Genomic DNA, 12,157 nt, shown 5'->3' on the forward strand with positions numbered 1-12,157 from the left:
CGGTCTTAAAAGCGGAACGTGGACCATGCAGAACATCGTGCTTGTCGGGTCTTCCGGCCACGCCAAAGTCGTTATCGACATTGTTGAAAAGCAGGGGTCCTACCGGATCGCCGGCCTCATCGACGCCTTTCGCACGGTGGGTGAAACAACGCTCGGCTATCCGGTGCTGGGTGGCGAAGCCGATCTTGCGCGCCTTGCCATGGAGCACGATCTGAAAGGCGTGGTCATCGCGATCGGGGACAACAGCGTTCGCGCGAACGTAGCCGCCAAGGTAGCCGCTGCCTGTCCGCATCTGCCGTTCGTCAGCGCAGTCCACCCGGCGGCCAGCGTCGGCAAAGGGACCCTCATCGGCGCCGGTACGGTCGTCATGGCCGGCGCGGTCATCAACGCGGAGTGCCGCGTGGGCCGGTTCTGCATCGTGAACACGAAGGCATCGCTCGATCACGATTGCATCATGGAGGATTTTTCGAGCCTGGCGCCAGGCGTAACCACCGGCGGCAATTGCCGCATCGGCAGCCACGCCGCCGTGAGCATTGGCGCTGTGCTGCGCCATGGCATCACGATTGGCGAACACAGCGTGGTGGGTGCAGGATCGATCGTAATGAAACCGGTCGAGCCTTTTTCCGTGACATACGGCAATCCCGCGAAGAAAGTCCGGGATCGCCAGCAGGGCGACAAATATCTTTAAACAGAATCAGCCGCCACTGCGTCACCGCCGGAACCGCCCACCCCCACCGCCAAAGCGCCGCTGCGGCTGAAACTGCCCACTCGCCCGCGCATTTCCAAGGTCATGCCCCTGCCTGAGCGAATCGAGCCGCTGGGTCTGGCTCGCGTTCGGCTGCACGGGCTGCCAGCCGTCGGCGCCGTGCTGTTCCCAGCCGCCGCCCTGCTCGTGCCGATAGACGTTGCCGTCGCTGCCTGCATAGACATTGCCGTTGTTCCACGCGACCCCGCGCCCCGTGTCCTTGTTGCCCACAATGCCTTTCGTGCCAGCCTGGTGATCGCCTGAATACGCATTGCCGGTCACACCCGCCTCAGCCGCGCCATAGCGCCCCGTCTGCGCGTTGTAGCCGGCGCGTTGCCGGCCCGCCGCGTAATCGCCGGTGGCTTCGTTGCCCGCCACACCACCGCGCGCCGCGCCGCTGCGTCCCGTCGACGGATTGCTGAACGAGCCTTGCCGTCCCGCAGCGAAGTTGCCGTTGTAGGCGTTCTCAACCGCGCCGCGGCTCGCCTGGAAGTGACCGCCGGTGTACGGATTGAAGCCCGACGCCGCCGTGCCGGCCCAGCTGTTGCCAGTCCAGCCGTTCCAGCCGCTCGCGTGGGTCACGGTGCCCTGCCCCCAGCGGCCGTAGATATTGGCCTGGTTGACGTTCGCGTATTGCCAGCTCCACGGACCACCGCCCCAATACGGTCCCCAGTACGGCGACGCCGCGCCCCACGTGGCGCCGATCGCAAAACCGAAGGCGAAGCCCACCGTGGTGCCGAGCGCGAAACCCGCACCGTAGCCGTAGGTGGCCGGATAGCCGTAATAGACCTCGCCGACATAGGGCGGATAAACATAGCCCGTGCCGTACACAACGGTGCCGTCCGCATTGACGACCACGCCCATGTAGCCCGGCGTGTAGCCGACCACCACCGTATCGGGCGTTGCCGAATAAACGTGAACGTAGGTGACGTAATGCACGGGCGACGCCGCCGGAATCGTATAGATCGCGGCCGGCACGGTATCGGCGACAAGCCACGGGCCGCTTGCCGCGCTCGCGGTGAACCAGATTCCGTTGGCAACGGCGAAGAATTGCGAAGGCGCGGTCTGGATCACCGGCGTCGCTGTATTCACCGCATACGACAACGACGTGCCCGCGATACCGACGAACTTCGGCGCACCGTCATAAACGACCTTCAACGTGGTGGTCTTACGCGATACGGTCGCCGTCTGCGGGATGGTTGCGGCAATCGCCGCCTCTTTTGCCTGCGGCGTCCCCGGCACCGAGACGAGCGCATTCGCGTGCGGATCGTCGGCCGCGATCTTCGAGAAATCGGCGGGCAGGCTTTTGCCGTCGACAAAGGTCCACGGTCCGGAAAGGCTCACTGCGCTGAACCACCGGCCCGACAGCAGCAGGTAGTAATGACTGTCGCCCGGTTCGACGAAGAGCGCGTGGTCGGCATTGGTGACGGACAGCAGATTCACACCCTTCACCGGTTGCAGCGCCGGCTTGCCGTTCGTCACCACCAGTTCGGCCGGTTGCGCGGCGACCACCACGTCCGGCGCTTGCGCGGGCTTCTTGCCGTCGGCGGGCAACATCGGATCGGACTTGAGATTGGTTTGCGCTTTGTTCGCCGCGGCAACCAGTTCATGCGGCGGCGTTGCGTTCAGATGCCATGGGCCGTCGAGCGCGCTCGCCTCGTACCAGTAGCCCGCGGCATTCAGATGCAGCGTGCCGCTCGCGTCTTTGAGCAGCATCGCCCGTGTGTTGATCAGACGTTGATAGTGTGTGTCGCCAAGCGCGCGCCAGTTTGCGTCGCCGTCGACCAGCACGAGCAGCGTGGGGCGTTCGGCAAAGATGATGTTAGGGACGTTGTTCTGCACCGCGAGGCCGGGCGCGCTGCCTTCGTGGGTACTGGCATAACTGGCCTGCAGTTGTTCGAGCGAAGTGATGAGGCCGTCTTTGGGAATGCGCGCCTGCAAGGCTTCCTTCACGCCATCGGCTGCGGATGGCGTGGTCGGCATGTCGACCTTGTCGAACACGATGTCGAGCAGTTGCACAGTCGAACTCGTCTTGTCGACTTCAGCGCGCGCGGTGAAATGCGCGACGCCGTAGTTCGGCGTGGCGCCCTTCGCGCCGACGGCGAACGCCGCCCGGCCTTCGATCCGGTTGCCCTGCCACACTTCCACCTGCGGCTGATACAGCTCGATGCGTTGCTGTGCGCTATCGAAGTCGCGCGGCCAGGCCGTCGGCACGGGCTGCACAGCGGCAGCGGCGAGCGCTTGCCCAGGCGTCGCGAGTGTCACCGCAAGCGACGTGCAGACGCCCGCGAGCAACACCAGGGATCGCTTCATCGTGATTTTCATGGTGCTTGGTTCCTTCAACACGAACATCGGAAACACGTGGACGGCAACCGGCGCTTGTACCCCGCATGCAGCCTGCCGCCACGTCCCTTCTGCGAACTCAACTGAACGGATGGATTCTCGTCAGCGCCAGGCGCTGCCCACCTGCACATAGAAAGCGTTCTGCCCGGGCCCGTGCGCGACGTCGATCCCCATCGACAATCCGAGCTTGCGAGCGATCAGATAGCGAAACCCCGTACCAAAGCCGAACGCGGTCGGCGCCTCCGAAAACGAATGCAGACGGCCATAGGCTTTGCCAACCCCGCCGAAGCCGAGCAGCGCCCAGCGCGGCGTGACGTTCCAGCGGATTTCGGCTTCCGCCGTAAGCTGGTTGCTGTCCTGAAACTTCGCATCGGATACGCCACGCAGCGACACGTACGGCTGTGCAAAAAACGGAATGTTTCCTTGCGAGAAACCGGTGTCGGCTCGCAGGCCGAGCACCCAACTCTTCGACAGCGGAATCCACTGATAGCCGCGCGCCGTCTGCTCCTGAAAGTTGGTGGAACTGCCAAGACCGCCGCGCGCGAGGTCCGCTTCGAGCTCCGCATAGGTACCGCTCGACGGGTAGAACATGTTGTCGCGCGTGTCGTAGTCGACCACCACGCCGGCCTTGGCAACGCGCTGATCTTTTTCGAACTCGCGAATCCCCTGCGGAATCGTTCCGCTAAAGCGCGTGCGGGCATCGAAGAACGTGTAGCGCGGACCCACATACCAATGGCTATTGCCGATCCGGAACAACACCTGCTGCACGAGCGCGATGCCATCGAGCTGGTAGGCGCGCGGCCGGTTCTGGATGCCGTAGTAGTTCAGATGCAATCCCACTTTGCCGACTACGCCGAGATAGCGGATGTGGTCGTCGTCCCAGGTGTGGAAGTGCATCAGTCCCGCACCCCAGCTATGCGTGCCGGTCGCGAAGCCGCCGAGGCCGGTGACGTTCGGCGGCGCCTTGGCGTCGTCGGGTGCATCCGCGCTTTTCTTCGGCATCGTGAAATAGAGGAGGCCCAGACCCAGACCGTAACCGACCGCGGGCTCGGTGATGAGCGTCGGCACAGGCAATACGCCACGATGCGTCAGCAGCAGATCGCTCAGGTCGAATGCGCCGTCTTCGGGGTCGATGAATTTCGACGCCGCATGAGCGTGGGCCGACATCGCCAGCAACGCTGCGGCGACCGCCGAGGCGCGCCTTGTGCGGCGGCTGCGCTTATCGGCCTCGCTCGACAAGGCTGCGTTGACGCACAACGGCGCACACAGGGCATGACGGATCAGCAAACGCACGCTCCGTTACTTGAAGGTGGCGCTAACCGACAACTCCACCGCATTCCCTTTAGGCCGGTTGCTGACGTTGAATTCGTTGACCCAACGCAGCGACGCCGACACCGGCGTTTTCTGAAGCTTGCCCGACCAAGTGACCATCGGCCCGAGGCCCACCGAATGCCCCTGATTTCCGCCGGTGACATCGGCGAGACCGCCGCTGTCATGACCAAGTTGCTGGATATAACCGCCCACGACACCCACGCCCCAGCCGCCGAAGCGCTTGAGCGCGAGCACATCGAGCACGCTGACCGGTGCGTTGTGATAGTGGGTATCGCTGTTGGCCGTGTAGAACCCGATACCGTAGTTCACGGACAACTCGATTTCCTCTTTCGGGAACAGCTTCGTATAGGCAACCGTCGGCGTGAAGGTCCACGTGTTCTGTCCGGCATTGGCGAGCCGGCTAGTGGAATAAGCGCCGGTCGGTGCATAGATCTGCACGCTGAGCGCGATGTGGTCGGTCTTGGTCAGGTGATACCCCGCGACGATCGGCGTAAAGAAGAGATCGGCGAACTGGGTGTTGTGGTCGTTCGGCAAATGGCCGTGGAACGACGAGATGTCGGTGTACTGGAACGGCACGCCGAACGACGAGGCAAAATTCCAGCCGCCCGCGGTAATCCCCCACGTCTTGACCGCATTGACGATGGTGTACACGGCCGTCACGTCTACGCCCGCGGTAATCCGCCCGGCGATCGGAATGGTCTTGCTCGCGCCTAACGAGCCTTCGTAGTAGATGGTGGTAGCGGACACGATCCAGTCGTCGGTAGGCGGCACGACACCGGCATATGGCGTGACCTGCATACCGGTAATCGGCCTGCCGATGCCACCTTCAGTCGCCCATCCTTGCTGGGAGACAACCAGGCCTGCGGTGGTCAGAAGCGCACCCGTGCACAACCTGGCGAGTGACCGGTTTGCGGACAAATGATTGCGGCGACCCATAGTCATCCTCACGAAAATAAGTTTCCGCATTCTCACTCTGCGGACCAGGCTGTAGACGACGTGCGGCCACAAGCCACAGCGATGCGCGACGAGGCGATGCTCACGGCTGGCGCACGATCGGCGGTGGCGTCCAGCTACCGTCAAGCGCCGGCTGCTGCGGCCAGTAGGCGCGGACATACAGCGAGAACGCTTCATTGGCCGGCGCCGGCAGCCAGTTGGCGAGTTTGTCGTCGCCGGGGCTCGTGTTCTGCACATACAGCGTCAGCGAGCCGTCGGCATTGAACTTCAGATCCTTGTTCTTGGTGCCGAGCGAGTAGCGGTTTTGCGCGTTCGGCGAGAAGAAGTGATGCGCGTTGTACAAGGTCAGCGACCAGAATCCTTTGACCGGCGGCAAACTGTCTTTCGCGAACGTCACTGTGTAGTGCGCATTACCGTCGAGGCGTTGACCGGATGCGTCGGCATCGGCATAGAAATACTTGGTCTCGTTTGGCTTGTTGACGAAGATGTTCGACTTCGCCACCGCCGTACGTGTGAAGTAGTCCGTGCCGAACGCAGCGCCGTTGCTGATGGTGTTCCAGTTGGCGGGCAGCTGCTTGCCGAAGGTGTTGAAGTTGAACAGTGGCGTGACCAGATCCGCCTCGGCCTTGACTGCTTCTTCGACGATCGCGGTCTTGATCGCCGGATCTTTCCGCGCCGCCGCGATCAGCGCGCGCGCCTGCGCATAAAGCGCTTCTTCGCCTCGTTGCGGCGGCGTCTCGTCGAGTACCGTGGGCAGTTCATCCCAGAACCGGTTGGGATCGACCCACTTGATCTCTTCGGCGTTGCCGCCCGCGGCGGCGCCGGCCGGACCGAAACTCGGCAACTTCGACCAGTCGGTCTCCTTGACCTTGCCGTCGTACTCAGCGAGCGGGTACAGGCCCACCTTGGCGAGCACCGGCTGCACGGCCGCGCGATCTTCAGCCGTGTCGTCCATGAAAACGCGCGGGATGAAGCTGCCGACGCCGGTCGGCGAGCGGAACACCTGGCGAATGCCCTTCGGCACCTGGCCGTGCCAGTCAGGCCCCGCTAACAGGTAGAAGCCCGGACGCGTGCCGTACATCTTGCCGAGACTCGCGAACCCGTCGGTACGCAGATCGACGGCCTGATAAACCCAGAAGCGTTTGCCGAAATCGGGCACCTGCACGACCACCGGTGTCTGGTTCAGATCGAGAATCGCGGAGCCGTAGACCACGTCCTGATTCGGACACGCGACAAATCGCTCCTGCGGCTGGATATAGTCGCGCAGCATCGACAGGTGATTGGGCGGTGCGACCGGCACGATGCCGCCATTCAGGCCCGGCTGCGGCACCTGCCTCATCGCCAACAGCCGGCCGTAGACGTTCACCATCGGCCACGCCCAGAAGTAGGTCTGCCGCGCAACCAGCCGCGCGTACTGATCGGAGATCGCATAGCCCGCGACCGGGCCCGGCACAGACGCCGCAGTGGCAGTCGCATGGGCCGGCTGACCCTGCGGCGTCTTCGCCAGAATCGGCGCGGCGACCGACGCCAGTACGGCTGCCGTCACCCATGTTGCGGCTTTCTTGTTCATATCGCTCTCAGGTTCGTCCATGCGCGGCCTAGCGCTTTTTTTTGCGGCTCTGGCAAATCCCTGGCGCCGCCGGGCACGGTCTGGCCGGGACCGTCGGGCCGCATGATGCGGTCGTACACGCCAGGGGACGCGGGCGGCCAGGTCGATGTCATGTCTGCTTTCTCTCAGGTTCCGGTCTATTTGCCGAACGTCATATTCAGGCCTGCGAAGATCGTGAACTTCGGCACCCCGGCACCGGAATGGGCGACGGAGTACTGCGGTTCGATAAACGCGTTGTAGATGGTCGAGCCGCCCTTCCACGCCTTGCCGGCACCAAGGCCGACCGGAATGTAGTAGCTGCCGTGCTGCAGATCGAAAGTCCAGATTCCGGTTGAGCGGATGTACCAGCCGCCCGGCAGGTTGAAGATGCCGAACGGCTGCGCGGTAAGCGATTGCGTGGTGGGCCGGCTGCTTTGCCCGGCGAACGAGTGTTGCCATTGCACCAGCGCGCCGAGCAGCCGTGCCTTGGTCGCACTGACCGCGACCGCGGCAAGACCAGCCTGCCACTTGCCGGTGCCGAGGCTCGGGTCGGTGGCCGTCGGCATGGTCACGAGCGGGCCCACGCCAACCTGCACGTCGCCTTGGGACAGCAGGAAAATGTCGAATAGGTTCAGGTCGCCGAGACCGGTGTTATAGCCCCCGCTTGGATCAGGCCGAGTGCTGACCGGCACCGTGGCACGGAAAATCTGCGGCACGCCGATCAGGCTGTTTGGGCCGATCGGCACGGTGGGGCGCAAGAGCAGGTCGTTGGTGTGCGCGCTCGCTCCGAACACGCTCGGCGTGTAGTAATTCTGGATGTTGAACGAAGCGGCCAGGTTCAGCGGGTTATTACTTTTATTGGCGTCGTCGGCGGAAGCCTGGGCGAACGCAGGCGACAGCAGCACCGAGGCGGCATATAGCGCTGCCGCCGAAATCACGCATTTACAACCCATCGCGCACCTCGTCTATAGGCACTTCTTATAGGCGAACGCATTCCCCATTGCCAAAGCAAATAAATTCAGGAAACAGCATTCGTATTTATTGATTTAAATCAAATTAATCGCGGAAGCGAGTTCGTCCACCCGGCAGCCACATGCGGCCGGGAAATACGCACAACGGATAAGACGCGCGATTAAATAGCGCTAAGCCTTTCGAGCAACCTGGAAAGACGGTTCGGACGGATACAGGGCTTGCATGGACGCTCCTTTCAGATTCAAGAGACGCCGCATCAAACAAAGCATGCGGGAGGTAAAAAATTCACAACCTGGGACCTTGTGGCGGAATGGTAGCAAACGTTTCAGGAGATTACAGAGATAAATTTGTAACACAATCGAAAGTTCGGGATTTTCCGTCTCGACTCAGGTTTTTATAGCCATTCCAATTGCATATTTCTGATATAGCCTTAGCAATTGTTTCACCCGGATCATATGAATCCGCATAACGGCATATGCCATTGTGCATTGCCAGCATTGAGGTAGCCGCGCAAAAAAAGCCACAGAATGGGCTGCAACAATCACCGCACACCATTAGACTGGCGCTCGCTTTGGCTTCGACCCACCGCTTTTGATGAGGCTTTCATGATTCGTACGATGCACCGGTATTGCATTGCTTTGACCGTTGTGATTCTTTCAGCTTGCAGTGTTACGCCGCGTCACGACGCGAGCGAGTCGCCGGCCGCCGCATCGGCCGCCACGGCGCTCCCGTCATGGAACGACACCGCGACCCGACGCTCGATTGTCGATTTCGTCACGCTGGTCACCACGCCCGAGTCGAAGGACTTTATTGCGCGTGCTGACCGGGTCGCCGTGTTCGACAACGACGGCACGTTGTGGCCGGAGCAACCCGCCTCGGTGCAACTGGTGTTCGCGCTGCAACGGGTGAAAACGGTGGCCGGGCGGCATCCGGAATGGAAGCGGCAGGAACCCTTCCGCTCGATTCTGAGAGGCAATCTGAAGAGCATCGCGGGGAGCGGCGACGCCGGCTCGATGAGAGTGCTGGCGGCCGCGCATGCCGGCATGACCAGCGATCAATTCGCTGCGCTCGTGCACGAATGGTTCGACTCCGCGAGTGACCCGCGCTTTAACCGCCCATACGCCGAGCTCGCTTATCAGCCAATGCTCGAATTGCTCGCCTACCTGCGCGCCAACGGCTTCAAGACCTATCTGGTGACGGGCAGCGATGTCGAGTTCGTCCGCGACCTGGCGCAGCGTGTGTACGGCATTCCTCCCGAGCAGGTGATCGGCAGCACCGTCAAATACAAGTATGGCCAGACGGACGGCGCCGTCACGCTGACCCGGCTTGCGCAGGTCGACAATCTGGTCGACGGCGCCGCCAAACCGCTCGCCATCGACCGCGTGATCGGCAGGCGCCCTGTGATCGCGTTCGGCAACGCCGACGGCGACGTGCCAATGCTCGAATGGACCGCCGCCGGCGACGGTCCGCGCCTGGCGGTACTGCTGCATCACACCGACGGTGAGCGGGAGTACGCGTACGACCGCTCGGCGAAAAGCGGCAAGCTCGACAAGGGTCTGGACGAAGCCGGCGCGAAAGGCTGGCTCGTCGTCGATATGAAGGATGACTGGAAGACGGTGTTCAAGCCGGATAGCGCGGCTACGGCTGCCGCTCCCTCCAATTAAGGGCGGCAACCTGCCCTGAAACACCATCACACCGGTGAGATTGCCGCCCGCGCACGCACTCGGACGCACAGGCGTGCGCGGGCCGCGCTGGTAAGATCGATCACCGTCTACGACCGCAGTGAGTCCTCCCATGAGTTACAAGAATCGCCAGTGGTTTTACGTCAAACGTCCCGAAGGACGCGTTGGCGATGAGCACTACGCGTTGCGCGAAAGCGAGATCGACGACCAGTTGTCGTCGAATGAAGTGCTGATTCGGGCACGCATTATTAGTGTCGATCCGTACATTCGAATCCAGCAGCACGAGCGCAATACCTACGACGTGCCGCATCCGCTCGGGATCGTGCAACGGGCAGGCGTGGTGGGTGAAGTCGTGGCATCGGCGAGCCCGCTTTTCAAGCAGGGCGACTGGGTGTCGGCCTATAGCGGCTGGCAGTTGTACGCCAAGTGCCATCACAGCGAACTGACCAGGCTGGACCCCAGCACGGCGCCGGTTTCGACCGCGCTCGGCGTGCTCGGCATGCCGGGACGCACCGCGTGGTTCGGTTTGATGGAAGCGGGCAAACCGCGCCCGGGCGACACGCTGGTCGTGTCCGGTGCAGCGGGCGCGGTCGGCTCGCTGGTCGCGCAGTTCGGCAAACGCGCCGGATGCCGCGTGATCGGAATCGCGGGCGGTCCGGACAAGTGTGCGTTTCTGACTGACACGCTGAAGCTCGACGGTGCGGTCGACTATCGGGCGCACCCCACGCTCGAAGGTTTGCGCTCAGCGCTGCAAGCGGCCACCGGCGGCGTCGATGTCTATTTCGACAACGTGGGCGGCATGGTCACCGACGCGGTGATTCCGCTCATCAAGCGTCGCGCGCGGATCGTGATTTGCGGCGCGATCGCTCAATATGACGGCGGGTTGGATACGCCGGACCTCGCGCCGCGCTTCTTGCAGCACATGCTGTTCCAGCGCGCGACGATCCAGGGGATTCTGGCGCGCGATTTCACGCACCGGATGGACGAGATGCTGCAGACGGTTGCGCCTTGGGTGAAGAATGGTGAAATCGTTTACCAGGAGACCTATGTCGATGGGTTTGACGCGTTGCCGAATGCGCTGAATAGCCTGTTCGAGGGGAAGAATCTTGGGAAACTGCTGGTCAGGGTGTGACGGTGTGATGGCGAGTTAACGCCAGCGGACGGCCGGCGGTCATGATGACGGCTGTCGTTCGCGGCAGCGTGGCGCGGGACGCGACGGAAAACCAGCAATGCCTCCCTGCACGGCCAGGAGTTCTGCCGAGGCCTGGCGTCGTCGCGGTCCCTGATTCGATAATCGAGTGAACGCGTCCAGACGGTTACCTTTAAGAATGAAGCTAAGGCGCCACTAGCAGGTTCATCCGCTCTAGCCTGACCACGCGATTATCCTGTTCTGGCCGACAGGCAACTGCTTCAATAGAAAACGCGAGACGCATATAAACGTATATCGGCCTCGATATAGCGTCTTCGATTCGCTTGCGCGAATCAACTTATGTTTTGTACCATGCCGCGATGTTTGCCGATTATCGGTGCATTTATTCACCAACCCGATCCGCCCTGATCGCGGTAACTCCGGCTAACATACCAACGCGTCATGCCTCTCCACTTCAACTGAATCTATGTCCGCGTTCCCCACGCCAGCCGAACTGAGTCGCATCCTGCCGTTCGCCGCGCCCGCCAAACCATGGCGTCTCGCGCGGTATGCGTGCACGGATTGGCTCGTCATCGTGCTGTGCTGGGTGGCAATGGCACGCATCCCTCACCCCGTCGTCTACGTAGCGGGCGTATTGCTAATAGCCGGACGTCTTCAGGCGCTCGGGGTGATTCTCCACGACGCGTGCCATTTGCCGTCGCGCCGCCGAAATCTGCCGCTCGTCATCGTCGAAGCGTTGGCCGGCTGGCCGATCGGTTCATCGATCGCGGCGATGCGTTACCACCATCTGCGCCATCATCGCGCGGTGTGCACGCCGGAAGATCCGTATCTGCATCGTCTGGCCGCACGCGGCGGCTGGCTCAAGCGCGCGATGATGCTGCGCGGCGCCCTGCTGCCTGTCTGGTGGCCACTGCGTGCATTGATGTCGCCGCTCGCGTTGCTGTGGCCTGCATTTCGCCCGTGGTATGCGCGCGGCTTTCTGCAAGAACGTTCGAAACGCGATCTGCGTCAGCATCCCGAGATCATCGCGTGCGCGCGCGCCGACTTGCCGCATTGCGTCGCTTATCTGCTCGCGATCGCGGCGGTCGTGCATTGGGATCTGCCGTTCTTCACGTATTACGGCTTGCCGTGGGTGCTCGGCGGCATCATGAACGCGAACCGCGTGCTGATCGAACACGATCACGTCGAGAAAGGCGAGCGCTCGCAACAAGCGGTGTGGGCAATGACGCACACGTGGCATTACGGCTGGGCCGGCAAGCTCGTGCTATTCCCGCGCAATATCGGCTTTCATCAGGTACATCACGTGTATCCGGCTTTGGCGCTGGAACATTTGCCGGCGGTGCATCGCCATTTGCTTGAGCGTCTGCAGGCGGCGTCGCGGCAAGCCTGAA

Annotated in this window: 9 protein-coding genes; 4 read left to right on the plus strand and 5 right to left on the minus strand. The window is 62.4% G+C overall.

Features of this window, described 5'->3' with window-relative positions:
• The first annotated feature begins 25 nt into the window (after positions 1-25).
• Positions 26-688 (plus strand): acetyltransferase, encoded by a 663-nt coding sequence (locus GH665_RS20615; protein WP_153137918.1) that lies wholly within the window; start codon positions 26-28, stop codon positions 686-688.
• 21 nt (positions 689-709) lie between these two features.
• Here the strand turns inward: GH665_RS20615 and GH665_RS20620 are convergent, their stop codons facing one another.
• The 5 genes from GH665_RS20620 to GH665_RS20640 form a co-directional block, all read right to left on the minus strand.
• Complete coding sequence (locus tag GH665_RS20620) at positions 710-3,070, minus strand: carbohydrate-binding family V/XII (RefSeq protein ID WP_153137920.1); 2,361 nt, start codon at positions 3,068-3,070, stop codon at positions 710-712.
• A gap of 120 nt (positions 3,071-3,190) precedes the next feature.
• A complete protein-coding gene (locus GH665_RS20625; protein ID WP_246216250.1) occupies positions 3,191-4,375 on the minus strand; it encodes a BamA/TamA family outer membrane protein in 1,185 nt (394 codons plus the stop codon).
• A 12-nt stretch (positions 4,376-4,387) separates the two neighbouring features.
• Positions 4,388-5,356: a SphA family protein gene (locus tag GH665_RS20630; RefSeq protein ID WP_246216251.1), complete on the minus strand. Its 969-nt coding sequence runs from the start codon at positions 5,354-5,356 to the stop codon at positions 4,388-4,390.
• 100 nt (positions 5,357-5,456) lie between these two features.
• Positions 5,457-6,944: a DUF1254 domain-containing protein gene (locus GH665_RS20635; RefSeq protein WP_153137924.1), complete on the minus strand. Its 1,488-nt coding sequence runs from the start codon at positions 6,942-6,944 to the stop codon at positions 5,457-5,459.
• A 176-nt stretch (positions 6,945-7,120) separates the two neighbouring features.
• Complete coding sequence (locus GH665_RS20640) at positions 7,121-7,915, minus strand: hypothetical protein (protein ID WP_153137926.1); 795 nt, start codon at positions 7,913-7,915, stop codon at positions 7,121-7,123.
• 624 nt (positions 7,916-8,539) lie between these two features.
• Here GH665_RS20640 and GH665_RS20645 point away from each other — a divergent pair.
• The 3 genes from GH665_RS20645 to GH665_RS20655 all read left to right on the plus strand — a co-directional run bounded on the left by GH665_RS20645 (position 8,540) and on the right by GH665_RS20655 (position 12,156).
• On the plus strand, positions 8,540-9,598 hold the full coding sequence (locus GH665_RS20645; RefSeq protein WP_153137929.1) for an HAD family hydrolase: 1,059 nt from the start codon (positions 8,540-8,542) through the stop codon (positions 9,596-9,598).
• Positions 9,599-9,728: 130 nt separating this feature from the next.
• Positions 9,729-10,748, plus strand: coding sequence for an NADP-dependent oxidoreductase (locus GH665_RS20650; protein ID WP_153137931.1), 1,020 nt, complete (start codon positions 9,729-9,731; stop codon positions 10,746-10,748).
• Between the two features lie 484 nt (positions 10,749-11,232).
• A complete protein-coding gene (locus GH665_RS20655) occupies positions 11,233-12,156 on the plus strand; it encodes a fatty acid desaturase (RefSeq protein WP_153137933.1) in 924 nt (307 codons plus the stop codon).
• The last annotated feature ends 1 nt before the right edge of the window (position 12,157 follow it).

This window comes from Paraburkholderia agricolaris, from assembly GCF_009455635.1.
In the GTDB taxonomy this organism is placed as follows: Bacteria; Pseudomonadota; Gammaproteobacteria; order Burkholderiales; family Burkholderiaceae; genus Paraburkholderia; species Paraburkholderia agricolaris.